Annotated in this window: 27 protein-coding genes; 10 read left to right on the top strand and 17 right to left on the bottom strand. The window is 39.4% G+C overall.

Annotated elements, in window-relative coordinates:
- Positions 1 to 5: 5 nt before the first annotated feature.
- The 12 genes from Q4597_RS00870 to Q4597_RS00815 form a co-directional block, all read right to left on the bottom strand.
- A complete protein-coding gene (locus tag Q4597_RS00870) occupies positions 6 to 1205 on the bottom strand; it encodes a glutamate-5-semialdehyde dehydrogenase (RefSeq protein ID WP_303404399.1) in 1200 nt (399 codons plus the stop codon).
- Positions 1205 to 2329 (bottom strand): aspartate aminotransferase family protein, encoded by a 1125-nt coding sequence (locus Q4597_RS00865; RefSeq protein WP_303404398.1) that lies wholly within the window; start codon positions 2327 to 2329, stop codon positions 1205 to 1207. Before Q4597_RS00865 ends, Q4597_RS00870 begins: the two co-directional genes overlap by 1 nt.
- A gap of 56 nt (positions 2330 to 2385) precedes the next feature.
- Complete coding sequence (proC, locus tag Q4597_RS00860; protein WP_215913797.1) at positions 2386 to 3186, bottom strand: pyrroline-5-carboxylate reductase; 801 nt, start codon at positions 3184 to 3186, stop codon at positions 2386 to 2388.
- A 70-nt stretch (positions 3187 to 3256) separates the two neighbouring features.
- Positions 3257 to 4231 carry an N-acetyl-gamma-glutamyl-phosphate reductase gene (gene argC, locus Q4597_RS00855; RefSeq protein ID WP_303404397.1) on the bottom strand — a complete coding sequence of 325 codons (975 nt, stop codon included), beginning with the start codon at positions 4229 to 4231 and terminating at the stop codon, positions 3257 to 3259.
- Entirely contained in the window at positions 4224 to 5414 is a 1191-nt protein-coding gene (gene argG, locus Q4597_RS00850; protein WP_303404396.1) for an argininosuccinate synthase, read from the bottom strand. Before argG ends, argC begins: the two co-directional genes overlap by 8 nt.
- Before the next feature lie 53 nt (positions 5415 to 5467).
- Positions 5468 to 6091, bottom strand: coding sequence for a GNAT family N-acetyltransferase (locus Q4597_RS00845; protein WP_215437785.1), 624 nt, complete (start codon positions 6089 to 6091; stop codon positions 5468 to 5470).
- Positions 6092 to 6309: 218 nt separating this feature from the next.
- Positions 6310 to 7671: a mannosyltransferase gene (locus Q4597_RS00840; RefSeq protein ID WP_303404395.1), complete on the bottom strand. Its 1362-nt coding sequence runs from the start codon at positions 7669 to 7671 to the stop codon at positions 6310 to 6312.
- Between the two features lie 79 nt (positions 7672 to 7750).
- Positions 7751 to 9235 (bottom strand): cellulose synthase family protein, encoded by a 1485-nt coding sequence (locus Q4597_RS00835; RefSeq protein WP_215913801.1) that lies wholly within the window; start codon positions 9233 to 9235, stop codon positions 7751 to 7753.
- Position 9236: 1 nt separating this feature from the next.
- Positions 9237 to 9932, bottom strand: a complete 696-nt coding sequence (locus Q4597_RS00830; protein WP_303404394.1) for a glycosyltransferase family 2 protein — start codon at positions 9930 to 9932, stop codon at positions 9237 to 9239.
- 80 nt (positions 9933 to 10012) lie between these two features.
- The gene (locus tag Q4597_RS00825) at positions 10013 to 10474 is read right to left on the bottom strand and encodes a toxin-antitoxin system YwqK family antitoxin (protein WP_303404393.1); all 462 of its coding nucleotides are present in this window, start codon (positions 10472 to 10474) and stop codon (positions 10013 to 10015) included.
- A 63-nt stretch (positions 10475 to 10537) separates the two neighbouring features.
- Positions 10538 to 12142 (bottom strand): 4Fe-4S binding protein, encoded by a 1605-nt coding sequence (locus tag Q4597_RS00820; RefSeq protein WP_303404392.1) that lies wholly within the window; start codon positions 12140 to 12142, stop codon positions 10538 to 10540.
- Between the two features lie 11 nt (positions 12143 to 12153).
- A complete protein-coding gene (locus tag Q4597_RS00815) occupies positions 12154 to 13500 on the bottom strand; it encodes an NAD(P)/FAD-dependent oxidoreductase (protein ID WP_303404391.1) in 1347 nt (448 codons plus the stop codon).
- Between the two features lie 238 nt (positions 13501 to 13738).
- Between Q4597_RS00815 and Q4597_RS00810 the strand changes: the two genes are divergently transcribed.
- The 5 genes from Q4597_RS00810 to Q4597_RS00790 all read left to right on the top strand — a co-directional run bounded on the left by Q4597_RS00810 (position 13739) and on the right by Q4597_RS00790 (position 18496).
- A complete protein-coding gene (locus Q4597_RS00810) occupies positions 13739 to 14458 on the top strand; it encodes a DUF547 domain-containing protein (protein WP_289037146.1) in 720 nt (239 codons plus the stop codon).
- Between the two features lie 30 nt (positions 14459 to 14488).
- Complete coding sequence (locus Q4597_RS00805; RefSeq protein ID WP_303404390.1) at positions 14489 to 15379, top strand: hypothetical protein; 891 nt, start codon at positions 14489 to 14491, stop codon at positions 15377 to 15379.
- 45 nt (positions 15380 to 15424) lie between these two features.
- On the top strand, positions 15425 to 16426 hold the full coding sequence (locus Q4597_RS00800) for a glycoside hydrolase family 113 (RefSeq protein WP_303404389.1): 1002 nt from the start codon (positions 15425 to 15427) through the stop codon (positions 16424 to 16426).
- Between the two features lies 1 nt (position 16427).
- Positions 16428 to 17147, top strand: a complete 720-nt coding sequence (locus Q4597_RS00795) for a hypothetical protein (RefSeq protein ID WP_303404388.1) — start codon at positions 16428 to 16430, stop codon at positions 17145 to 17147.
- Between the two features lie 77 nt (positions 17148 to 17224).
- Positions 17225 to 18496 carry an outer membrane protein assembly factor gene (locus tag Q4597_RS00790; RefSeq protein ID WP_215913808.1) on the top strand — a complete coding sequence of 424 codons (1272 nt, stop codon included), beginning with the start codon at positions 17225 to 17227 and terminating at the stop codon, positions 18494 to 18496.
- On the opposite strand, the gene def is transcribed toward Q4597_RS00790, so the two are convergent.
- From def to Q4597_RS00775, 3 genes are read right to left on the bottom strand one after another with little or no spacing between them, the layout of a single operon-like run.
- Positions 18497 to 19027: a peptide deformylase gene (def, locus tag Q4597_RS00785; protein WP_303404387.1), complete on the bottom strand. Its 531-nt coding sequence runs from the start codon at positions 19025 to 19027 to the stop codon at positions 18497 to 18499.
- A gap of 10 nt (positions 19028 to 19037) precedes the next feature.
- A complete protein-coding gene (locus Q4597_RS00780; RefSeq protein WP_303404386.1) occupies positions 19038 to 19838 on the bottom strand; it encodes a DUF6503 family protein in 801 nt (266 codons plus the stop codon).
- Between the two features lie 8 nt (positions 19839 to 19846).
- Complete coding sequence (locus tag Q4597_RS00775) at positions 19847 to 20494, bottom strand: VOC family protein (protein ID WP_303404385.1); 648 nt, start codon at positions 20492 to 20494, stop codon at positions 19847 to 19849.
- Between the two features lie 136 nt (positions 20495 to 20630).
- On the opposite strand from Q4597_RS00775, the gene Q4597_RS00770 reads away from it, so the two are divergent.
- From Q4597_RS00770 to Q4597_RS00750, 5 genes are all read left to right on the top strand, one after another.
- Entirely contained in the window at positions 20631 to 21377 is a 747-nt protein-coding gene (locus Q4597_RS00770) for an SDR family NAD(P)-dependent oxidoreductase (protein WP_303404384.1), read from the top strand.
- 95 nt (positions 21378 to 21472) lie between these two features.
- Positions 21473 to 21775 (top strand): carboxymuconolactone decarboxylase family protein, encoded by a 303-nt coding sequence (locus tag Q4597_RS00765; RefSeq protein WP_215437822.1) that lies wholly within the window; start codon positions 21473 to 21475, stop codon positions 21773 to 21775.
- 2 nt (positions 21776 to 21777) lie between these two features.
- Complete coding sequence (locus tag Q4597_RS00760) at positions 21778 to 22821, top strand: NAD(P)/FAD-dependent oxidoreductase (protein ID WP_303404383.1); 1044 nt, start codon at positions 21778 to 21780, stop codon at positions 22819 to 22821.
- 60 nt (positions 22822 to 22881) lie between these two features.
- A complete protein-coding gene (locus tag Q4597_RS00755; protein ID WP_303404382.1) occupies positions 22882 to 23763 on the top strand; it encodes an AraC family transcriptional regulator in 882 nt (293 codons plus the stop codon).
- Between the two features lie 188 nt (positions 23764 to 23951).
- On the top strand, positions 23952 to 25022 hold the full coding sequence (locus Q4597_RS00750; protein ID WP_303404381.1) for an N-acetylmuramoyl-L-alanine amidase: 1071 nt from the start codon (positions 23952 to 23954) through the stop codon (positions 25020 to 25022).
- On the opposite strand, the gene Q4597_RS00745 is transcribed toward Q4597_RS00750, so the two are convergent.
- On the bottom strand, positions 25019 to 25723 hold the full coding sequence (locus Q4597_RS00745) for a TIGR04283 family arsenosugar biosynthesis glycosyltransferase (protein WP_303404380.1): 705 nt from the start codon (positions 25721 to 25723) through the stop codon (positions 25019 to 25021). The genes Q4597_RS00750 and Q4597_RS00745 overlap by 4 nt on opposite strands.
- Positions 25710 to 26456: a DUF547 domain-containing protein gene (locus Q4597_RS00740; RefSeq protein ID WP_246560275.1), complete on the bottom strand. Its 747-nt coding sequence runs from the start codon at positions 26454 to 26456 to the stop codon at positions 25710 to 25712. Before Q4597_RS00740 ends, Q4597_RS00745 begins: the two co-directional genes overlap by 14 nt.
- Positions 26457 to 26506 lie beyond the last annotated feature (50 nt).

Here is a 26506-nt window from a genome sequence, read left to right as displayed (position 1 = left end):
GAAATTTATCCTCTTGTTTGCCCGTTTCCTTTTACATACCACTTATTGGTCACCAAGTGTTGCAACCCTATAGGGCCTCTTTGGTGCAACTTGTCCGTACTAATGGCAAGTTCGCCCCCCAGTCCAAATTGCCCGCCATCCGTAAAGCGGGTAGAGGCATTGTGGTAGACTGCTGCTGTATCTACATTGCTCATGAAATAATCTGCAGTTTCGTTATTGGCCGTAATGATCGAGGCGCTATGCCCACCACCGTAAGTGTTTATTTTTGAAATGGCATCTTCAATATCCGAACTTTGGCCAATTACAATCTTGTAATCTAGAAACTCTTCGTACCAAACTTGCTCGTCCTCTATGGTTTTTGTACCCTCCATACCGGATATGGCATCATCGGCCAAAATTTCAACATCACTCTTTTTTAGTTCCTGTATTAAATGCTGAAGGAACTGTTGTTTGCGTGGTAAATCCGATGAAACAAGAACCTTGTCCAGAGCGTTACAGGCCGATATTTTGGTCGTTTTTGCGTTGATGATAATGTCTATTGCCATCTCTAAATCGGCCTCCTTATCAATAAAAACAAAATTATTTCCACGACCACTAACAATAACAGGGCAGGTGGCATGCTGTTTTACAAAAGCGATTAGCCTTTCGCCACCTCTAGGTACAATAAGATCCACCTTTTGGGTAGGTTTTTCTAGGAAAGCCTGAGTTTCCGTCCGGTTGAATTGCAGATAGGTAACCCAATTCGCATCGGCCTCATTAGCTTCTAGCGCCTTGTGCCATAAATCTACCAATAGCAGATTGCTGTTAAGCGATTCTTTTCCACCTTTCAATAAAATCTTGTTCCCTGATTTAAAAGCGATTCCAGCCGCTTCGATGGTAACATCGGGCCTGGATTCATAAATAATGAGTATGGTTCCAAAGGGAGCGGTTTTATTACTTACCTGCATACCGTTCTCGTGTTCAAAACTAAAACGTTCTACGCCTAAGGGGTCTTCCTGCGCCGCTAGTTGTTGCAGGCTCAGAATCATACCGTCTATTTTACTTTGGTCTACTTTAAGGCGGTCGCGCATCGCAATATCGTCGCCCGTATAGCTGTCCATATCAATTTTATTGGCAGCTAAAATCGCGGTCCTTTCTTTGTCCAAAAGTTGGGCCATATCAGAAAGTACGGCGTTACGTTGTTTTATGTCCAGTAATAAGCTCATTACAATTCTGCTTTTAAGGCGGTGAAAAAAGTATCTAAATGCGCTTTGGTAATATTCAAGGCAGGAAGGACTCTTAAAACATACTTGTCCTTGGCACCTCCTGTAAATAATTGTTGGTTATGGATTAACCTCTTCCTTAAATCGGCTACTTCAAAATTGAACTCAAGACCTAACATAAGACCTCTACCTTTTACTTTTTTAATTTGAGGTATTTCTGCGGCCAAGGTTTTAAAATAACCTTCTAAGTCTACCGTGTTTTCTATAAGTTTTTCTTCTTCCAAAACTTCTAAAACTGCCAGTGTGGCCACAGATGCCAAATGATTTCCACCAAAAGTGGTGCCCAATAAACCGTAAGAAGCCTTAATGTCTTCATGAATCAATATACCACCTACAGGAAAACCGTTACCCATACCTTTGGCCACCGAAATAATATCCGGTTGTATGTCATGATGCTGAAAAGCGAAGAATTTACCGCTTCTGCCAAAACCACATTGCACTTCATCGGCAATCAATATGGATCCGTTAGCTTTTGTAAGTGAGGCTATTTGCTGATAAAATTCCGTAGTGGGTTCATCCAAACCACCAACACCCTGTATGGTTTCTATAATTACCGCACAAACATCTCCTTTTTCTATTTCATTTTGAAATGCTTCAAAGTCGTTCAACGGAAGAAAAGTAACCTCCTGCTGTAAATTGATAGGAGCGTTTATTTTTGGGTTATCCGTTGCGGCAACGGCTGCGGAGGTACGGCCGTGAAAACCGTTGGTGAATGCGATAACCCTAGATTTACCAGTATGGAAAGAAGCTAGTTTTAGCGCATTTTCATTGGCCTCTGCACCGGAATTACATAAAAACAGATTGTAATTTTCACAGCTCGAAAGCTCCCCTAATTTAGTAGCCAGTTCTTCTTGCAAAGGGTTCTTTACCGAGTTGCTGTAAAACCCTATTTTATTTAGCTGGTCCGTAAGACGTTTTACGTAATGTGGATGAGAGTGGCCAATGGAGATTACGGCATGACCTCCGTAGAAATCAAGGTATTCCGTTCCTTTATCATCGGTTACTACTATCCCCTTTGCAGAAACCGGGGTTACATCGTATAATGGGTAAACATCAAATAAATTCATAACTTTTACTGTTGAGCTGATCATAGCTTCTTGTATTTTATTAGAGAGGCCGCCCTTTACAACTGGTTCTCTTTAATTCTACTGATTTTTTCGTAGGATGCTACTATCCCTTGAATTAGGGAAGAGCTAAGGCCTTGGTGCTCCATTTCGTTCAGACCTTGAATGGTGCAACCTTGGGGTGTGGTAACCCGGTCAATTTCCGCTTCCGGGTGACTTCCGGATTCAATTAACAGGCTGGCTGCTCCGCTACAGGTATGCATGGCCAGTTCCTGTGCTTCCTTGGCATCAAAACCTAACTGAATGGCACCTTGGGTAGTGGCGCGGATCAAACGCATCCAAAAGGCAATACCACTAGCACAGATTACCGTTGCGGCCTGCATTTGGGTTTCAGGAATTTCCATGGAATGTCCCATGCGATTGAAAATAGCCTTAGCCAATTCAATCTTCTTTTTGCCCTTTTCATTGCTACAGATACAGGTCATGGATTGCCCTACCGAAATAGCCGTGTTGGGCATACTTCTTATGATATTGCAGTCCTCACCAAGAATATCCTCCATTTTAGCAATACTAAAACCGGTTATAGTAGAGATGACCACGTGTTTTTCCGTAAGCAGGTCTTTGGTGCTTTCCAAAATTTTTTCCAATTGAGCGGGCTGCACGGCCAAAATAAGGATATCCGAATTTTCAACCGCTTCTCTATTGTCCGAGGTAATGGTAACATTGCCGTAGTTGGCATATTCCTCAATTTCAGCAGTATTTCTTTTGGTCAGGTACATGGTTGTAGCACCGTTGGAATTTAAAATTCCCTTTGCAATGGAAAGTCCTAAATTTCCTGCTCCTATAATGGCTATTTTCATTTTTAATTTTTTGGTTGTTTCCGTTACTGTTCGGTAGAACCGCATTACGGAAATAGTTTTCTATTAATCGTTAAAAAACGCCGGCTTTTAAGTTAAGGCCCGTACCTTCTTCAAAGCCAAAAATTAAGTTCATGTTCTGAACGGCTTGGCCTGAGGCACCTTTGAGCAAATTGTCTATGGCCGAGGTGATAAGCAATGTGTTTTCATGCTTGTGCAAATGAATATGACACTGATTGGTGTTTACGATCTGTTTTAGATGGATGGGCTCTTCGGCTACTTGCGTGAACTGAGCATCTGCATAAAAATCCTTGTACAGGTCAATAGCTTCCTCTAGAGTACCGTCATATTCAGTATACGCAGTGGCAAGAATGCCACGGGTAAAGTTTCCGCGGTTAGGCAGAAAAAATAGTTCACCTGAATTCGCTTGCAATGACTTTAGGCTTTCGTTTATTTCGCCTAAATGTTGATGGGTGAACGGTTTGTACCAGCTCACATTATTGTTTCTCCAGCTAAAATGAGAGGTAGCAGATGGACTTACACCCGCGCCGGTACTACCGGTAACTGCATTAATATGAACGGCCTGCCCTAATTTGTTGGCTTTTGCTAAAGGCAAAAGACCCAATTGTATGGCGGTAGCAAAACAGCCTGGGTTGGCAATATAGTCAGCCTTTTTTATCTCTTCTTTTTTGAGCTCGGGAAGTCCGTAAACAAATTTTCTTCCTTCAAAAACAGCATCGGCCTGCAGTCTGAAATCGTTACTCAGGTCAATTATTTTGGTGTCTTTTGAAAAATCGTTTTCCTGTAAAAATTTGGAAGAATTACCATGGCCCAAACATAGAAATACAACCGCTACATTAGGATTGATGGTGCTGGTAAATTCCATATCGGTCGTGCCCAACAAATCGGCATGTGCCGTTGTAATTTTTTTTCCTGCTCGGGTGGTGCTGTAGACAAAATCTATTTCAGCTTCAGGATGGTGCAAAAGAATTCTAATGAGTTCCCCGCCCGTGTAACCAGAACCACCAATAATACCTACTTTAATCATTTTTCTGATTTACGTGGTTATATATTTTTCCTGAATTGGAAAGTATTTTAATAAACCCTTTGGCATCATCTGCAGACCACCCTTTGTTTACTTCGCCATAACTGCCAAAAGCATCGGTCATTAAATCATGTTGAGAAGAAATTCCGTTAAGTCTAAATTGGAAAGGATATAGGCTGATGAAAACATCACCAGAAACCGTTTTTTGGGTATCGGTCAAGAAGGCTTCTATGTTTCTCATTACGGCATCCAAATAGTTTCCTTCGTGTAATAGCATACCATAGAAATTACCTTGTTGCTCCTTTTGGAACTGTTGCCATTTGGTAAGCGTATGTTTTTCCAGTAAATGGTGTGCTTTTATTATGATCAATGCAGCCGCAGCTTCAAAACCAACCCTACCTTTTGTACCGATAATGGTATCACCTACATGAATATCTCTTCCTATAGCATATTTAGAAGCCATGGCCTCCAGCTTTTCTATATTGGCAACAGGACCGTCCTTAACACCGTCAATAGCTGCTAATTCTCCTTTTTCAAAGGTTAGTTTTACATCAGTAGGTTCCTTTTCCTGCAATTGGCTTGGGTATGCGCTATCCGGTAAAGCTCTTTGTGATGTTAATGTTTCTTCACCACCCACGGAAGTACCCCAAAGGCCTCTGTTTATAGAATATTTGGCCTTTTCCCAAGGATAATCTACACCATTCTGTTTTAGGTATTCAATTTCGGCCTCCCTAGCTAATTTGTTATCCCTAATTGGAGTGATTATTTGAATTTCAGGGGCAACGATTTGGAAAATCATATCAAACCTAACTTGGTCATTACCTGCCCCGGTGCTACCGTGGGCAATATAATTGGCTCCTATTTTTTTAGCGTAGTTTACGATTTCTATTGCCTGTACAATTCGTTCCGCACTTACAGAAAGAGGGTAGGTGTTATTTTTTAGAACATTACCAAAGATGAGGTACTTAACTACTTTGTCATAAAATGTCTGAACGGCATCAATAGAGGTATAGGAACTGGCCCCCAATTGTAGTGCTTTTTCTTCTATGGAAGCAATCTCCTCTTTAGAGAAACCACCTGTATTTACACTTACTGCATGTACGTCAAAACCTTTGTCTTTTGATAGGTATTTAGCGCAGTAGGAAGTGTCTAATCCGCCGCTGTATGCTAAAACTAATTTTTTCATTTTAAAACTGTATTGTCTGGGCCATAATCAGATGATCCATTGGCCTGTTATGGTTATTCGTTTGTTTTCTTTTTTAGGAAAAGCGATTCTTTAATGCTTTTAAGTCTTTGGAAGGCTTTGCTGTTTACCTGTTCTTTTTCCACCTTTTTTTCTTTGACGGTCGCATCATACAGCATACCTGTGCAAAGGCACATTTTACGTTCTGTGCGGGTAAGAATATCAAAGTTCTTGCAGGTCTGGCAACCTTTCCAAAATTCGGGGTCGTCCGTTAGTTCAGAAAATGTAACCGGTTTGTAACCAAGTTCGTAATTCATTTTCATTACGGCCAAGCCCGTGGTAATACCAAATATTTTGGCATCCGGGAATTTCTCTCTCGAAAGCTCGAAAATTCTTTTTTTAATTTTTTTGGCCAATCCTTGATTTCTATAATCAGGATGAACAATTAGGCCTGAGTTGGCCACGAATTTTTCGTGTCCCCAAACTTCTATATAGCAGAAGCCAGCAAACTTGTCTCCGTCTAGGGCAATAACGGCATTGCCGTTTTCCAAACGTTTCTGAATGTATTCTGGTGTACGCTTGGCTATGCCTGTGCCTCTTACCTTAGCAGATTCCGTAATGGTATCGCTAATGATCTGGGCGTATTTAACATGTGACTTGTTAGCAATAATTAGTTTCATTGCCAAAAGGATTTAAACTGTAAAAAAAAATGAATTGTTGGTCGTTGTGCGGAAATGGACTCACCTATTTCCATGAAATATGAAACACCCTTACGGGCGACGGCGACGAGAAAACGGGCGAACTGGAGCAAGGTTGCTCAAAGTTTTAGATATGTGTCTTTGTCCTTTCATGGAAGGTCAAATGTACAAGATTATGCCGAAAGTATAAAGGTGTGAGGTTAATTTTTGCGAAAAATAACAAATTGTTGTTTTGAGTTAAAAATTTCGTAAATCAAAAATGCATATACGGAAATATACTCAACGGCAATTAAACCAAGGTTTTCTTTAAAATCTACCTTTGAGTAGGCGTAATAGCTTAGAATTACCGTTGCGGACCAAAGTACGGCATATTTATAACGGGTGAAAACCCCAAGAACTACCAAGAAAATAATGTACCAAGGATGTACCGTGGCAGACATAAAATAATACAGGGTAAGTACGGCCAACATTGAAGTAATAAGTACGGATACTTGTTGGTTGTTCCTAAAGAAAGTAAAGAACAATACGGATAGAATAGTAATTACCGGAGTTATTTTACCGTATGTTTTTATAAGCTCCCAAGGTTTTCCGTCAAATTGAACGGCAATGTATTTTATGGCATTATATAAACCGGCGTTGAATTCAAAATTAGAAAACCATAGACCTACGGTTTTAGAGTAGTTGGCTATAAATTCTGAGGCGTAAAAGGGAGTAAACAAGAAAAGGCACGTAACACCAATTATGGCGTAGAAACTTATACTTTTTTTAAACCCTAGATGTTTTAAGAATAGGGGAAGGAATAATAGCGGTACCAACTTTACGCAGATAGACATGGCATAAGGAATAGCCGCCAAGGCCCATTTTTTAATAGATAACAAATACAGGGCCCATACGAAAAAGAAAAGCATGACCCCTTCAAAATGAAGATTTCCCGTAAGTTCAATAATTACTAAAGGATTAAGAAAATACCAAAAAATAAGGTGAGGAGAGCGGTTAAGATGTTTTAGCAATTTTCTGCCAAAGTAAAAAATACCAATATCCGATAAGATAATCATGGTCTTAAGAACCAGCACGGAACCCATGATACTTTTGCCGCCCAAAATGGAAGCAATGGCAAATAATAATTGATTTAGCGGGGGGTAATTGCTAAAGTGTTTTGCGCTTAAACTACCCATACTGTCATAAAGAGTTTGGGCATTGGGTATTACCAAATTACTTTGGGTAATTAACTCATTGGGAACTTTTAAGTAGGGATTAATAAAATTGCCTACCAAGTGACCGTCCCATATAAAACGATAGTAGTCTTGAGAGAGATTAGGTTCCGTTGTTAAGAAAATCAACCGAAAAAGAATACCAACTACAAAAAGGAATTTAAAGTTCCACTTTTCAAACTGTATGAGTTTATAACAGATAAAAAAGGAAGCGGCAAAAAGTGTAAGCAGTCTAATAAAGTCCGTTCGCACTAACTGAAAAGCGAAGGTGTAATATAGAATGGCACTCAAAAGAGCCAATACTATGGGCACCTTGTGTAATTTCCAGTATGTGGTAAGTCGGTTAGACATTTAACGGTTTGTTCCTATCATCGAAAAAATAAGAAAATTAAATGACATGTGGTCCTTTTACAAGAATAGATTCTTCGCGTTATGCACGTGAAGTTAAAGACTTGGTGAAAACAAATCCAAAACCTATAAAAAGCATAAAATGAAAAGGGAAAAGTCCAAAATCGTTCAAGGGAATGGCGCTATACATTCCAAAAAGGAAATACACCATTAGAACAGCTTCAAGAATCATGTTTGGAGATAATTTCTTGGTAAGGTACTTATTGCCTTTCCAAGAATCCGTAAGATTATTCAAGTTGAATTTTGGGGTACGTACAAATTCGCTTCTTTTTCCCATATGCCCTTCAAGAACGGCAATTGAATTATGTAAGGAGAAGCCTAATGCCACAGAAAAGAAAGTAAAGAACAATTTTATATAATCTACAAAATTGTCAAAACTGCTTCCTTGGATACTCTTATAGGTAAACCAATAACAAACAAAAAGAATAATAGTGCTCAGTACAAAGAAACTCAATAGGGTAAAAACAATATCAAGCTGTGGGTATATGGCTTTTATGTACATGGCCGGTATACTCAATAGCGAAACCAAGAAAACACAGAGGAACATAGAACTGTTCAGTAAATGCATTACCCCATGAAATTTGGTCTTGAACGAAATGTTCTTGGCCGTAACTACGTTAAAAACCGTTTTTCTAAAGTTTTCTGCCCCCCCTTTGTTCCATCTAAATTGTTGTGAACGAGCGGCGCTGATAACTACAGGAAGTTCGGCTGGTGTTTCAACATCTTCAAGATATTTGAATTTCCAGTTCTTTAATTGGGCACGGTAGCTAAGGTCAAGGTCTTCGGTAAGCGTATCTCCTTCCCAGTTTCCTGCGTCTATAATGCATTCTTTACGCCATATTCCGGCAGTACCGTTAAAGTTTATAAAGTGTCCTTTTGCGTTTCGGCCTACCTGCTCCAATGTAAAGTGGGCATCCAAGGCAAAGGCCTGTATACGGGTTAGGGTAGAGTACTCACGGTTAATGTGGCCCCAACGTGTCTGTACCACGCCAATTTCCGGATCTTTAAAGTAAATAACTGTCTTTTTTAACCAATCGCCGGATGGCATAAAATCTGCATCAAAAATGGCAATAAACTCACCTTTTGCAATTTCCAGTCCTTCTTTTAATGCTCCCGCTTTAAAACCCTGACGATTTTCACGGCGTATATGTTGAATGTCAAGACCTGTTTCCTGTAAGGCCCTTACCCGTTCTGCGGTATCGTTTACAGAATCGTCCGTAGAATCATCAAGTACCTGAATTTCAAGTTTACTTTTAGGGTATTCTATTTTTGCAATGTTCTCTAGCAACCGTTCCATAACGTACTCCTCGTTATAGACAGGTAGCTGTATAGTAACATAGGGAATCTCCTTTGGGTCAAGAAGATTGAATTTTGGGGCAATTTGGTTGCGCCTTTTGTATCCTAGGTAATTTACCAAGAGGTTAAGTTGCGCCAAGCTGTAGAAGAATATCAATAGCAGAGCTACACTATAGATTGCGATAATAATGTAAGCAATAAGTAAACCCATATTATTTTATGCTGTATTTAAAAATCCAACCTAATATTTTTATGCCCGCAAATATACTACCTTTTACGGTACCGGAAACTTTTGACACGCCAATTCTTTTTTTGTAACGTACTGGTATTTCGGTATATGCCAACTTTTTCTTTAAAGCCTTTAATTGCATCTCTACCGTCCACCCGTAAGTTTTGTCTTCCATGTTGAGTGCTAATAACTTATCATAAGCTATAGCCCTAAACGGACCTAGGTCTGTAAATGTTGCGCCAAAGAACAATTTCATTAAAAAAGTGGCCAGCCAGTTACCAAAAATTTGCTGTGGAGTCATGCTGCCTTCTTCTCTTAGTCGTTTTACGCGTGCACCAATTACAAAATCTACATCTTTATTCAGAATTGGAGTTACAAGCTTATCAAGTTCTTCTGGATAGTCTGAATAATCTCCGTCAACAAATACGATAATATCAGGTGCTTTGGATTGTTTGGCAACATAGTCCATACCCTTCAAACAAGCGTAGCCATACCCCATTTGGCTCTCGGTCAATACAGTAGCTCCCGCATTAGTTGCATTTTCTGCTGTTTTATCTGTGGAATTATTGTTTACGACAATTATTTCAGATACCGATTTTGGGATGTCACCAATCACCGAAGCTATAGAATCTGCTTCGTTATATGCAGGAATAATGACTTTAATGTCTGGTTGTAGCATTAGCGAAAGGTGTTGAAAGTATTGGGCTCATTGTGTCATAAATCTAAAAAGAAGGCCCTTTTAATATAGGCCTGAGAAAGTTATTTAAGGTCGGATAAGTTGTTTTCGCGCCTAAAACTACTAAAACTAAACCATTCCTTAATTTTTTTACCGTTTTGGTATTTTTCTGCCGAGGTCAACTTCTCATTGATGTATTTAAGACAATATCCATTTTTCTTACCATTAATTAACTGGCATTTGTGGTTCACTTTTCCCATAGAATCATAGAAAAGCCACCAATTGGATTTTTTTCCGTTTGTATAGTGGCCCTCTTGTAGAGGTTTGCCATAACTATCATAAAAATGCCAGTAGGATGTGCGTTGATTGTTTTTGTAGTGCCCTTGCTCCGCTAGTTTTCCGTTGTTGTGGTAAAACTTCCAAAAATCCGTTTTTTCACCGTTTATTAACCAACCTTCTTCTTTAATGTTTCCTGTTTGATAGTATTCTTTATGGTATACCGCATCTCCTTTGGACTGTAGTCCAAAAAAAACAAGAGCGGTCATAAGGAATAGTTTAGGAAACATTTTTTGAAATTGTTTAATTATAGTCGGTTTTTGAACGGGAAACTAACAGGAACAAGGGGTATTTCTATTTTTTTTGTTTACCAGTTCCATTAAATCAACATCATTACCCAATAATACTTCGGTAGGGTTGATACGGCCTTCTTCCGGTCCATTCTCCAGTTTCAGTACTCCACGAGGGCAAACTGCGGAACAAATACCACAACCCACACAACTAGAGCGTACAATATTTTCTCCTTTTTGGGCATACGCACGCACATCAATACCTTGCTCACAATAGGTAGAACAATTTCCACAGGAAATACACTGGCCACCGTTGGTAGTAATTCTAAAGCGAGATTTAAAACGTTGCACAAAACCAAGGTAAGCAGCCAATGGGCACCCAAATCTACACCATACGCGGTTGCCAAAAATAGGATAGAACCCAGTTCCGATAACGCCTGCAAAGACAGCGCCAATTAACAAACTATAAGTATTTTGGACACTTTGGGTCTTAATGCCCAATACGGTACCGGATTCGGCAAAGAAACTATACAAGGTCATGCCTGTCATGACCACGGCAAACAACAGGACCCCGTGTATTAACCAACGTTCTACTTTCCAAGAGAATAATGATTTGCTTGAGTGTTGACGGTAAGGGTCACCTAATGTTTCGGCCAAACCTCCACAACCACATACCCAAGAACAATACCATCTTTTTCCAAAGAAATAAACCATAACCGGCACAATAACCAAGGTGAGGACAACACCCCATACGAGAATGAACAATCCTATGCCGCCGCTATTAAGTAATGATTTTAGATTCCACTGAAAAAAGAAATCATAGTCCAAAGGAAATGCGTTCTTAAAATCATAGTATGGCATTTGTAAGCGTACCATTATTTCAGGAATTAAGAAAGCAAACACTATCTGGAAGAACAGTACAGATGTTGTGCGCACCATTTGGTATACATTATGACGGTATTTAATGTACATGCGTACGGCCATAACGGTCATTACTACACAATACATAAAACCATATACAAACCAATGGCCAGCAGGGTTGCCACTAAGACTTTCGCTTATGGGGTCAACTAAAAAGGTCCAGTTTACGGCATATTCAGGACTAAAGTATAAGACCAAATAAAAGGAAACCAGGAATATGAATACCATCCAAGCAATCCACCCCTTGTTTGTAGAGCTCTCATGATAAACACCATCATTTTTGATGCCTTTTTTACCTAATAGGATAACATTGGGCAGAATGAACATTAATGCTCCAATAATACCCAGGCCAAAGGTAAAGAACCACATAAGGCCTTTGTTTTGAGCTATAAAACCAGTGCCGGATTTCTTCCCGACCAAGGCGGCCATATCGTGGCCACTGGTATAGATTACTTTTTTGTATTCTTTATTTTTTTTGTGCTGTGCGTTGGCGTTTTCCAAAGCCGTGGTAATGGCCGGAGATAGACTCAACATACCATTGAATTCTTTGCCTACTACGTTTTGGTTAATAGTTTGGATAAAAGCATCACTTTTAATGTTTTTCTCCTTGATTATTTCTTCAAACGTGTTTTGGTCTAATTGGTAAGTACCTGTAACTGGTATGACCGTAAAAGTGGCCAGTCCTATTAAGAAGATGACCAGTCCTATATTTTTTATTGCTTTCATTTTGTATTTGGTTAAGATTTACTAAAAATTCGTTTCCAACTTTTTTTCTTAACGGATAAGCTGGTGTGCATAACCGAGTTGTATTTTGAAATAATTTGTTCTTCGTAGTGCGAATAGAATTCCGGGTCAAAATTGGCATCCTTAAGGTATTGCATCACATAATCTACGTCCCGTTCCTCGGTTAGCCAGCGGTCAAATATCTCATGCCGCATACGAATGCCAAAGGTGTTGATGCCCAAAAACGTATTGGTGTCTTTGTGGTAGGCTACCGTAATGCAGATGTTTTCTTTTGCGTGGCGCCAATGAAAGTGGCTTTCATATTCTTTTTTGATTTTTTCACTAAAAACCCAACCGTAGGTTTGGTATTCTATGTCTAGAAATTTGGCGGAGTTGAACCAATGACCGGGATTATATGATTTTGGGTTGCCACAAATGGTCTGGGCTAAGGTTTCTCCCATCATACGACCGGTATACCAAACCGCTTCTATAGGTCTCCTGTTGCCAATGCCTTCATGCTGCTCAGCGCAATCGCCTATAGCATAAATGTCTTTTATATTGGTTTCTAGAAGACGGTTTACCTTGACACCTCTACCAAGCTCAATGCCCGAATCCTTAAGGAAATCTATGTTGGGGGAAACGCCTGCCGTTAAGCCTACCACATTACATTCTATAGTTTCACCTTTGTCCGTAGTAATGGCTTTGGTCCTTCCATTTTCATCTGCTATAATTTCAACTAGATTGGTCTCCAGTTTTAAATCAATATGATGGTCTAGAATGTGCTCGTTTATCATTTGAGATTCGCCGCTGGGCAAAACCCCATTCCAGAAACTGTTTTCGCGTACTAGAAAGGTAACCGGAATTTTACGTGAACGGAGCATTTCCGCAAGTTCTATTCCAATGAGGCCACCACCCACGATAACCGCACGATTGCAGACTTTGTTGTTTGGGGCATTAGCCTCGATCATGTCCAGATCTTGTTTTGAGTATAAGCCCTGAACCCCATCTAAATCTTGACCCGGCCAACCAAATTTGTTAGGTTTTGAGCCGGTGGCGATAATCAACTTATCATAAGTTAGTTCCTTGCCTTCAGCTAATACCAAGGTTTTCCTTTCATGGTCTACGTTGGTAACAAAACCTTTTACCAATTCTATTCGGTTTTTCTTCCAGAACCAATTTTCGTAAGGTTGCGTATGTTCAAACTTCATGTGGCCCATGTATACATACATTAGGGCAGTACGAGAAAAGAAATAATCGGTCTCGGCCGATACGATGGTAATTTTTTTATCGGATAATTTTCTAATGTGCCTTGCAGCGGTTACACCTGAAATTCCGTTACCAATAATGACGATATGCTCCATAATTTAATTCGGTTGTTGCGGGTTCTGTCGTTTTTAAAGGTAACACCTTAATCGCCTTATCTAATTTAGAAACGTTTTAAATTTTTGAGGTGTTTGTAAGGTTTTGGGAGGTAAACCGAACTTGTAGGGCCTTGATTTTTAATTTTTTACAAAACTCTTAAAAAAATCATTTTTTTTGTATGGATGTTAAAATTGTCTCGACCTATGCGACAAGAATAACAACAAAAACTATCAAATTATGAAATATTCAATCTTGGCTTTGGTATTTTCTTTAGCCACAATATCAGCCACTTTCGGACAAAGTACTGATGAATTTTTTAGCAAGGCAGATGCCTTTTTCAAAACTAATGTTACGAACGGCCGAGTTCATTATAAAGCAATTAAGGAAAACCCCGCAGATTTAAATGAATTGCTTGAGGCCGCAAAAAAAATCACGGTCGCAGAGGCAAATGCCAAAGAGTATCAGGCATTTTGGATCAATGGTTACAATTTATTGGTTATTAAAGGAATAGTTGATAGCTATCCGTTAAAATCGCCCTTGGACGTTGGTGGTTTTTTTGATGGAAAAAAATATGAAATAGGAGGAAAGAAAACTACTCTTAATGATATTGAGAACAAATTGTTACGGGCAAAATTCCCTGCAGAACCACGTTTTCATTTTGTATTGGTATGTGGCGGTTTAGGATGCCCTCCTATAATTAGCAAAGCGTATAAGCCAAGTACTTTGGAGGCACAACTTGAAAAGCAGACCAAATTGGCATTGAACGATCCTAAGTTTATCCAATTAAATAAGAACAAAGTAAAAATTTCTCAGATTTTTGAATGGTATAAGGGAGACTTCACTCAAAATGGACAGAGCCTAGTAGACTTTATCAACAAGTATAAGTCTGAACAACTACCGGAAAAAACCAAGGTTTCATATTACCCATATGACTGGACCTTGAACGAAACAAAATAATAAGCAGCCTTAAATTTTAAACATAAACTTATGAAAACAATACAAAGAAATCTTTTTCTTTCAGGACTTCTTTTGGCTACTGCCATCGGATTTTCGCAAGAAGAAACAAATGATCAGGAACAAACGGTTCAAAGTAATATTCAACAGTATACACCGTCCAAATTAATTGGTAAAGGGCAAATAGACTTAAAATGGTTCAATAACCTCTATACCCAAACCAAAAGTACATTTAGTGATGGCAAGGAGCCCAGACAAACATTTTTTACTTCTACTCTAGAGGCGTATACCGGAGTTGGTGAAAACAAGCGTTGGAATGTGGGTGCTATTTTTGAATTCCGTTCCAACGTAATAGGAGATAGAGGCGCTCTGGATGTTTTTAAGTTTGATGGAGAGGATAACACAGCGCGTTCTGGTCTAACTTCCCTAGCCCCATCGGTAAAATTCGTGCCTTTTAGGTCTGTTAGTAATTTTTCCATTCAGAGTTCTTTCTTTATTCCTTTGGTAGACAATGAAACCGAAAACGGTGTATTCTTGGATCAAAATGGATATATCTGGCAAAACCGATTTTTTTACGACTATACTTTTCCAGGAAATAAATGGCAGTTGTTTAGCGAATTGAATTCTGAACTGAGTTTTGGTGATAAGGAGGATAGCTTTGCCAACAATAGCTTGAACCTTACACCGGGCATATTTTTAAGTTATTTTCCTAGTTCTAAATTTACAGTTTTGGCGCTGGCGCAGCATTCGCAACGTTTGGATTTGGGTAACGATTTTGCTCAAGATTTTACCGCTTTAGGAGGTGGAGCCAAGTATCAGTTAACAAATGCGCTTAATCTAGAAGCCTTATATACAAACTTTGTAAGAGGGAGTAATACGGGGCTCGGGCAAACCTTTAATTTAGGTTTGAGGGCCATTTTCTAAGAGGTAATCATAAATACTGTATTTTAGGGGTCTTAATAACGATACATGCGTAGATTAGGACTCCTTTTTTTATGTCTGCTTCAGTTCTCTTGCTCTAGTCAAGTCAAGAAAAAGATTAACGGGGTTAGCTTTGTGGCTTCTAGAAACCAAGTGCTGCAAGAACATATAGATGATGTAAAGGAGGTTTATGCCAACCATGCAGCTATTATGCCTTTTGGCTTTATTAGAGATGTGGCCTCTCCAGAAATTGTCTTCAATACGGAACGTCAATGGTTTGGAGAAACCAACAAGGGAGCAAAGCAATATATAGACATGCTTCATAAAAATGGTATCAAGACTATGGTTAAACCGCAGATTTGGATTTGGCGTGGCGAATTTACGGGCACCTTACACATGAATTCCGAAGAAGATTGGAAAAAGCTAGAGGTGGCTTATGATAAATTTATCTTGGCCAATGCTAAAATGGCCCAAGAAACCCAATCTGAAATCTTTTGTATTGGTACCGAGCTTGAAAAATTCGTAACCAATAGACCGGAATATTGGCATGAACTAATTGGTAGGATCAGGGCTGTTTATGATGGTAAACTCACTTATGCGGCCAACTGGGACGAATATTCCAGAGTTCCTTTTTGGAAAGATTTGGATTATATAGGAATTGATGCGTATTTTCCGCTGTCGGAAGAAAAAACACCGTCCGTAGAGGCGTTGCGAGAAGGATGGAAACGGTGGAAAACTGATATTGCAGCACTTTCTGAGAAAGTGGATCGTCCTGTTTTGTTTACGGAATTTGGGTATAGAAGTATGGATTACACCGCCCATAAACCGTGGTTGGTAGATAAAAATGAAGATGAAGTAAACTTAATGGCCCAAGTAAATGCTAAAAAAGCCATCTTTGAGGAATTTTGGAACGAAGAATGGTTTGCCGGAGGATATGTTTGGAAGTGGTTTATAGACCACAAGAAATCCGGAGGGGAGAAAGACAATAGATTTACACCGCAGAATAAACCGGCACAAGAAATAATTAAAGAGGTATATAAAAAATATTGATATGCGTTCAGTCATTTTTTTTATTCTAGTGATGGTAGCCGTAGGTTGCTCATCCGATTTAGAAAATCAAGATGTAACATTGCAGGATGCCCTAAAAAACAAGACACCGGTTGTTGATAACGTTATTGCCTGCGCAGCCAGTAATAAAAATGATGATTTGGTAAGTGTATTCTTTTATCCACGGGAAGGGGTAACCAACATTAGATACTACGAAACGGAAGATACTTCTATCTCAAAAACCGATTATGACCAATATTACCGATTGGAAATCCCTGCGTTTGATGTCTTTAACGGCTATTTAAAAAAGTTTGAAGTTGCGGTTGCAGAAGAACGATGGGTGATTGTCAGCTTTGAAGAAGATGGAAAAATACATCTGTCCAACCCCATTAGGTTAAAACAACTTTCCAAGCCAACAGAGTATATTTCTAAAAATATAAAGGTAGGTTCCCTGGAAACCGGAAAACGTTTGTTTACTTGGGAGGATGGGAAGTATACGGACTCCAAAATTTATTTTCAAGTGGTATCCGATGATGCCGGCAATTTGCTGTCCGGTACGTATACCTTCGAAAACAATTTTCAATACTATGATCTGGACAATGTAGTTTTGAATATTACAAATGATACCCCACCGGCCTTGAAAGCAGAAGCTGATTATACTTTTACTTTAATGGCAGTGAGTGAAGATAACTGGGTGAACCTTTTTTCGGAAATAGAGTTTTGATCTACGGCTATTGCCCATGATTTGGGATGTAGCTAAGAAAGGATATAATTGCGTTAGCAGTCTGATTATATAAAAGAATGACTATAAGAATACTTCTGTTCTTTATAATTGTATTAAATGGATGGTTCTCTCTGGCGCAAGAAGGAACGGTGGTAAGTGTTCAGGTTGAAGGGGCTAAACGAACAAAAGTAGCGTACTTAAAAAGTTTGGTTACCCTAAAGTCCGGTATGGAGTTGGATTCTCTTCTTTTGGACGAGGACATTTCCAGACTAAGACGGCTTCCGTTAATATCCCATGCTTATTATAATGTTTTTCCGTCCACTGAAGGCAATACAGGATATAAAGTGGTTTATAATGTAGAGGAGAATTTTACGTTAATTCCTTTTGCCAACCTTTTTTCATCCTCCAATGATGCTTTTGCCTTTAGGGTAGGTCTGCAGGAATTCAACTTTTTGGGAAGGGGAATAACCCTTGGAGGCTTTTATCAATATGATGTTTTTAATTCGTATGGAGTGGCCGTTCGGGCTCCGCATCTGTTCAGTAGAACTACTGGTTTATCTTTAAGTTATAACGATTTTACAACTCAGGAACCCGTTTTTTTTGATGGAACAACCGCAGATTATAGGTATAACAATCGCGGTTTTGAGGTAATGGGCTTACACGAATTCAATTTTAAAAATCGAATAGAATTTGGGGGAAGTCTTTTTACAGAAGATTACAAGTACCTGTCCGGGGCAACCAGCAATAGCGTACCCAGGGCTTTAAGGGTAGATAAACATCTTTTTAAACTCATTTACAATTACGAAAACATAAAGTACTATTTCTATTTTTTAGATGGATTTAGAAGCACCTTGAATTTTCAATATGTAGGGAGTGAAGATTCCAGTTTGCCCGAGTTTTTAATTGGGTTTAACGATTTTGTTTACTTTAAGCGTGTTGGTGAAAAGGGCAATTGGGCCAACCGGCTCCGTTTAGGATTGGCAAGTAATGTAAATACGCCTTTTGCGCCCTTTACGGTAGACAATAATTTAAACATACGGGGTGTTGGTAATACCATAGACCGGGGAACCGGTGCTATTGTTTTTAATACGGAATACCGTCATACCCTCATAGAAGAAAATTGGTTTGTGCTACAGAGCAATGTTTTTGTTGATGGTGGGTCGTGGCGTAATCCTGGGGGTAGTTTTAGTGATTTTTCCCATAAACGTAACATCCGTATTTATCCAGGAGTGGGCCTTAGGTTCATGCATAAGCGCATCTTCAATGCCATTTTTAGAATTGACTATGGGTATGGTATTACCAAGGATGCTTCTAGAGGACTTGTTTTTGGGATTGGTCAGTACTTCTGATCAAACATTCCAATACTTGTCGTACTCTTCTTGAAAGGTTAAAGTTTTCATGTTGGGCATACGGTCAATTAATAAGATGCCGTTAAGGTGGTCCAATTCATGTTGGGCTACTATGGCGGAGAAATCATCTAGAACCCTTTCAAACTTCTCACCGTTGGAATCGTATCCGCTCAATTTTACTTTCTTGTAGCGCTTTAATCTGCCACGTATTCCGGGTATGGACAAGCATCCTTCCCACCCTTCTACTTCTTCCGAAGAAAGAGGTTCGATCTCCGGGTTTATTACTGTGGTAAGTGAAAAAGAACCTTTGTCCGGGTAACGATCGTTCTTCTTCATTTCCATAGCAAAGACCCTTTTGAGAACTCCAACCTGGATTGCGGCAATACCGGCGCCACTTTCCGCACGCATGGTTTCTACAAGGTCCGCTAAAAATTTTTGAAAATCGGGAGAGGTTATTTCTTTTGGCTCCACCGCTTGGGACATCTTTCTAAGTAAAGGGTTGCCCATTTTTATAACTTCAAGAACAGCCATGTTTTCTGTTTTATTGGGCTAAATTTACAACGTTCTCCGTTTCTATTTTTGAAAGTTCTTCTAATTTTCCATTCTCATATAAAACAGGCAATTCGGTTAATGGGGTGCCAACAGCTGCCTTGTAGTTGATGTAGTCTTGAAATATGATACCATCTACTGTTCTACTATTGTAGGCGCTTCTAAACCTAACACCACCACCGTTCGTTGCATATTTGTAGGCTAGGTAATCTACGGTTTTTGAATTTTTGTTGATCCAATACATAAAGACATCGTCATAATCAGTACCACCTCCCTTTTGGTCAAAAGTTACCTGAACGGCTTTGTAATCCTCGCCGTTAATTTTTATCTCCTCCTTGTAGGTTTTGTTTACCGCCTTGTCACTTAATTTATGGGGAAGTGTGGCAAAATAAATCACTGAATTTAAAGCTTCTTTATACTTGTCATTGTCCTTTGGGGAAAGTGACACCGGCTGGCCGTTTACGCTACGCACTAATTTCCCGTTTTCAAGAAAGTCTATGGTGTCTCCTACTGATGCGGTATAGGTGTATTTGTTGCCATCATTCTTAAAAGTGTATTCTTTGTTCCGAAAGGTAAAGCCATAATGAGCTATGTTGTAGGCATTGCCCCCATGGGCAATTATCGCTTCTAGCACTAAAATCTCGGCCTCGTCAGGTTCTTCCCTTTGGGTAGAGGGGTCAGTGGAGTAGCTGGTTTTTACAACAGATTCTTCTTTTTTTTCTTTTTCCTTGGACTTGCACGAAAAGAATCCCATTAAAACTAATGCAACAATAAGATAAGAGGTGATTTTCATATGCGTTATTAAATTTCTACTATTCCCTTTGGGCTTTGTATAATGGCTTTTAAACTCATGTTTTCATTGGGCTCGATCCGTAAATTTACATTTAAGGTTTTGAGCGTATTGCTGAGTAGGTCGGGGTTTGGGTGTGTACCATACAGTTCAATTAACTTACACCCCATATTGGGCAAAGCATCATGGGGGTGTGTTTCTGTTTGACTCCAATCTACCATAAACGGAATTAACTCAATTTCTGGTGTAGCAAGGGGTAAAATTAGTTGCCATTTTAATAACGTCCCGTCTGCCGTATTCCTACTTCCGGTTTTTATATGACCCATTTTGCTATGGTAATCTTTTAATGAACTGGCGTCTTTTTCAAGCTGATCGGATTTAATGGCCCAACGGGTAATTTGGTCCTTTGTAAGCATATCTGCGCCCATCCATCTTGGAGGAAGTATACTTTTGTTGCTGTCATCTGCAGCCAACAGTTCTAAATACGTGCCATTGTCTAGATTGATTAAGGCATTTTTAGTGCCTTGGGTACTATGGTATCCTCCAAAAATAGCGGTAACGCCTAGCTTATTTTCCAAGGTGATGATTGCCGAGTCCAAATCCTGTACAGTGTAGACAATGTGGTCCAGTATCCTAGGCTTGTAAGTGTTTCCGCTCATACGTATAAAGATATTTTAAATAGGGTAAGGTAGGGCATATGTTTCCGAAAATTACCATGGATTCTCCGGAATATGCCGTTCTTGGCCAGAGAACCTAAATACCTTTGTTCCAAAGAAAAATCTAAAAATAGATACTATGAAAAGAGCATTAATAATTGGAGGTAGTAGCGGAATTGGGAAAGCAACGGCACAAAAGCTGTTAAGTGATGGCGTGGAGGTACACGTTGTTGGAACAAACCCGGAAAAACTAGCGGCTTTTAAAGAAGAAGCTACGGGAGATTTAACGACCCATAAGGTAGATATTACCAATGCAACTGAATTGGACAGTTTGAATGCGGAAATCAGCGGTTGGGATAATTTAGATTACCTAGTGAACGCTTCGGGTATTTTTGGACCAAAACCATTTTTGGATCACACTGTGGCAGACTACGATTCATATATGGATTTGAACAGAGGGTTCTATTTCATTACACAGAATGTAGCTAGAAAGATGGCGGCCACAGGTGGTGGGTCTATTGTAAATGTAGGCTCTATGTGGGCTAAGCAGGCAGTGAAAGCTACGCCTTCAACGGCATATTCTATGCAGAAAGCAGGATTACATTCCTTAACGCAACATTTAGCCATGGAGTTGGCAGATTCTAAGATCCGAGTGAATGCCGTTTCTCCGGCAGTGGTTCAAACTCCTGTTTATGACAGTGTTTTTGGAGGGCAGGAAGAAGCGCACGAAGCTTTGCAAGGTTTCCACGGTTTTCATCCAATTGGGCGATACGGAAAACCAGAAGATGTAGCCAATACCATCTCTTTTTTACTTTCTGATAAGGCTTCGTGGGTAACGGGAGCTATTTGGGACACGGATGGCGGTGTAATGTCCGGAAGAAACTAAGTTTATCAACCATTGATGGATGATAGAAGCAGTTTGTTGTCTCAAAGGAAACATATGAATTGCTTCATCTTCCTCCATTTAAAAAACGTAAAGTTATGTACGACATGAAGAATTTAGAGAAGTTAAAAGCTCTAGGGGAAGGATCGGAAAAGGCAATGAAAGCATTTTGGGCTTTTGATCAAGCGGCTCTGTCAGAAGGTGCTATACCAAAAAAGTATAAGGAGTTAATAGCAATTGCTGTAGCTTTGACAACGCAATGTCCATATTGTCTTGAAATACACAAAGATGCGGCAATAGCGGCAGGTGCTACGGAAGAAGAGTTGGCAGAAGTTACTATGGTTTCCGCGGCATTAAGAGCGGGAGCTGCAGTAGTGCACGGAACACATTTAATGAAGTAAGTTTGAAAGAGAATTTTTCTAAATATATCATAATAGGAGCAGGGCTCTCGGGTCTAACATCAGCTTATAAATTATTCGGCAAGGGGGTAAGTGATTTTAGAGTGTTAGAATCACGAGATTGTATTGGGGGCCGGATTTTAACCCAAAACGGGATTGATTTTGGTGCTACTTGGTTCCAGACACATCATGAAGCGGTAATTGAGCTTTTAAATGAGTTGGGTATAGAAAAGTACCATCAATATAATAAAGGGAAGAGCGTATTGGTCTATAGCACCATGGCACCCGAACATTATTTTGAGAATGATCCGAACACCCCAGCAGCCTATCGTATTAAGGGAAATTCGCAAGCTTTGATTCAGGCATTAGCTAAACCTGTGTTAGACAAGATAACAACGGGTACTGATGTTTTGATTATTCATGAAATAGAGGATGGAGTACGGGTAGAAACCAACAAAGGAGTATTTTATGGAGAGAAGGTTATTGTTACCGTTCCGCCCAAAATAGCTACCCGTATTTCCTTTTCTCCTGAATTACCTGTTGAGGTTGGAGCCGTAATGGATAAGACCCATACCTGGATGAGCAATGCCATAAAAGTGGGGTTGACATTTAAAGAGCCATTTTGGCGAAACAAGAATTTTTCAGGGATGGTTATTGGTCAAGTGGGTGCCGTTACGGAATTGTACGATCACAATGATGCCGAGAATTCTCATTTTGCCCTAATGGGTTTTGTAAATGAAGGGCTAAGAGATACTACCGAAGAAAATAGAAAACAACGGATTCTAGACTACTTATCTAAATATTTAGGTGCCGAAGTTTTGAATTACCTTACTTATGAAGAAAAAGATTGGTCTAAAGATAGACATACTTCTTGCGAGACTATAAAATCTATTTATATGAGTCCGTCTTACGGGAACCCTGTTTTTACCAAAAGCTATTTGAACGGAAAACTTTGGTTTTCAGGTGCGGAGACTTCCCTTGTTCACGGTGGGTATATGGATGGTGCCATTATTAGTGGAATTAACGCGGCACAAAAAATTATGGGGTAGTCGTTAGTGTTCTGTTTCTTTTGCGACCAAGGATTCGTAAACCAGTACCAACCCCAATCAATGCAACGTTCGAAAACAAAAATTGAACAGTACCATCTGCATAAAATGCATCCGCGTAAGCTTCAATTTGAGTTGTACGATTTAAATACATATAGGAAAAAAAGTGGCGATTTGGCCGCTATACCCCATTCCCATAGCTATTATCAGATTATCTGGTTTTTTAATGAAGGAGGCACGCATGTGGTAGATTTTAAGCGGTATGCCATTAAAAAGAATACCCTGCTCTTTGTAACTAAGGACCAAGTACATGCTTTTGATGAAAATGAAGAAGTTCAAGGTTGGCTTATTCATTTTAATGAAAGTTTTTTTAAGCATACAGATGTGGACATGTTTCTTAAATTCAACATATTCCATATGTTGGAAAAACCTTGCTATACTATTGAGGGCGATACCGTAACCCTGGCTTCAACCTATATTTCTCTCATTAAAACTGAATTACAGGATCGAAATCGTTTTGGTTACGAAGACAGTATCCGTTTTTTACTGAAGGCTTTTTTGATACAGCTAGAACGTTTTCACCAAGAGGACGCTCAAAATCTCATACAGCTTAATAGTCTTTATGAACGGCAGTTTTTCGATTTTAAGGAGTTGGTGGAGGCTAATTTTAAAGAGGGACTTTCAGTGGTTGAATATGCACGTATTTTAAATATTTCGTCCAAAACATTAGCTACTTTAACAAATGCGGTAGTAGGGAGGTCGCCATCTCAAGTCATTGCCGAAAGAACTATATTGGAGGCCAAAAGACTGGTGCGGTTTACTACATTGCAGATTAATGAAATAGCGTTTCGTTTGGGGTTTGAGGATGCTTCTTATTTTGTAAAGTATTTCAAAAGGCACATAGGTCAGTCTCCTAAAATTTATCGTCAAAGTCAACTTACCTAAAAAAAGAAGAAAAGGTGTACTGTTGAAGAAATGGTTAACTAAATTCTTTAAAGCCTTCTTGTTTTATCCCTTGGTTCTTTAATTTTGTACCGCATTCCAATAATTTTAGGCATTGTTTTTGATTTTTAGAGAAAGAACCACTTTCTTGGTGAAATAGATACATGTTGGTTTTTGATACAGTTTGTTTAATGGTTTATAGTTTTTCTTCTCGCTTAAAAGTAGCGGTATTTCTGGTTGCCGTAGGTTTTACAATGTCGTCTTTCGCTCAGGATACGATACAGACGGTTGTTGCCGAAAAAGGCGATGGTATACTTTCCTTATTAAGAAAACAAGGGGTAAACCCATATGATCATTATGATGATTTTATCTCAATGAATATTGAAAACCTTAGAGACAGTGTTCATTTGTATGCGGGTAGAACTTACAAAATACCTTCTGCGGACTTGGATACGGTTGATGTTGTAGATTCCATTCAAAGAAAGACTAAGGAAATTAAAAAGATAGAAGGTAAGAATTACGCCATCTTTGGTAAAGACCATGAAACGGTACTGCCTAAGACCGAAAAGTTGAAGGGGGCAGTCTATTATTTGGTTTCTGGTCATGGTGGACCAGACCCTGGAGCAATGGCAACTTATGGTGGTAAATCTATTGCTGAAGATGAGTATGCATATGACATAACGTTGCGTTTGGCCAAAGAACTATTGTCTCACGGAGCTACGGTCTATATTATTATTAGGGATGAAAACGATGGGATCAGGGATGAACGTGTTCTGGAAATAGATCATGATGAAGTGGCCTACCCTAATAAAACCATTCCTTTGAACCAGGTGGCCCGTTTAAAACAACGGGTAAATATCGTAAACGATTTATACAGACAAAATAGGGGTAAATACCAACGCCTTATAGTTACCCATATAGACAGCCGTAGCGTGGGGCAGAATATAGACGTGTTTTTCTACCATCATGAAAAGAGCAAGAACGGTAAAAAATTGGCGGAAAGTATCCATAAGACTTTTCAGAAAAAATATAAAAAATATCAGCCTAACCGCACTTATTCGGGAACTTTTCAAGACCGGACTTCTTTGTATTTAGTAAAGAAAACACACCCGGCAATGACTTTTATAGAGGTGGGGAACATTAGAAACAAGAAAGATCAGAGGCGTATATTGGACCCTGAAAACCGTCAGGCTTTGGCCAAATGGATAAGTGAAGGAATTCTTCTGGATCATGAGTTAGGGGAAATAGGCCCTATCCGCTAAATCGAAATTTTTCTTTTGTAATAGTCGTACAGTTGCTCTGGTCCGGCACCCAAGTAGTTTTTTAAATGCATCATTCCAAAATGATACTGTAGCCTGAGCATGCCTCTTTCTTCGTATCTTCTTGCTGAGGTCTTTACGTGGCGGGGCAAAATTTTAAAGAATGCACTTTTGTATAAGCGACCTATAAATTCATTGTCCTCATAGACTACATACGCCTCATTAAACCCACCCGAATTGGTGAAAAGGGATTTTGTAATGAATAAAGATTGGTCTCCACCTCTACATAATTTGTGGTTAACACGGGTAAACCAGGCAAAGAAGTTCAAGAATTTACTGTCACTGTCAAACTTCATTTGAAAACACCCCGTTTTGTAACCGTCCGCTATGGCATTTAGTATTGAAACATCAAAATCCTTTGGGGGGAACGTATCGGCGTGTAAAAAGTAAAGTATGTCCCCATAAGCGTGTTTGGCACCATAATTTAATTGTTTGGCCCTTCCTTTTGCGGAGGTTATAACTCTAGCGCCATTACGCTCTGCCAGGGCAACAGTAGGGTCCGTGCTTCCCCCGTCTACTATCAATATTTCTTTGATGTTGTTAGAGGAGCTATTCTCGGTTAGGTGATTGAGCATTTGGACAATGCCATTAGCTTCGTTCAATACCGGAATAATAATGCTTATTTGAAGTCTATTTTTTTTCATTCAAACTCCAATCGTAGGTAAGGTATTTTATGTTGGCTTTTTGGTCTATGTCTGTATGGCTATAGTTTTTGATATAGTCGATAAGGTTCCCGTTTTCGGTAAAATCTTTTTTGTACCACTTAAAGATGTTGGAAAGCTGTAGCTTTTCTTTTGAGATGATATTTCTTGTAGGGTCGTTTACAAAGTCTTTTGACGCCTGCTGAAGTTGGTTCTCAAGTTTTTGGGCTGTATAGGCCTCGGTAAGCAATTTTGGACATGAGAAAGAAGCGCAGTTAATGGCAAAGTGAATTCTGGGCTCATCCATTTTACGAAGTATTTTATGCTCAATATCGCCAAGAGAATAGCTTTCATCACCAATTTTCACCCATTCTTTTCCCCACGGGTCTTTTATGTCTTTTATACTTTTGGTAGGGTAGTTGTTCAGAATTAACTGTACCGTAGCGGCATTATAAAGGTTGATGTAATAAGCCAGCCCCTCTTCTTTGGCCCAATTTTCGGAAGGAACCGAATGCGCCAAATAATCTAGATAAGCGGTTAATGTGGCTTGGTCTGCCTTAAAAGCTTTATAGTCTACATTTCCCGTAAGATCTACATGTTTCTTTAAAAGGGTGTTCCAAGTGGAGTGGTCTAAAGTTTTGCTCTGTTCGTTACCGGAAAAATGGTGTTGAGGCATTTCTCTCCCTCCAAAAAAAGAAAAAAGTCCGGCAAAGGAGAAAATTGATAACACTGCCATTTTAGCCATTAGTTTAAATTGCATGCTTCTAAGGTTTCTCAATAAGTAGC

The sequence above is a fragment of the Zobellia sp. 1_MG-2023 genome (assembly GCF_030549125.1).
Classification (GTDB): Bacteria; Bacteroidota; Bacteroidia; order Flavobacteriales; family Flavobacteriaceae; genus Zobellia; species Zobellia russellii.
Note: the sequence above shows the minus strand (reverse complement) of the source record. Positions and strands in the feature narration are given on the sequence as shown.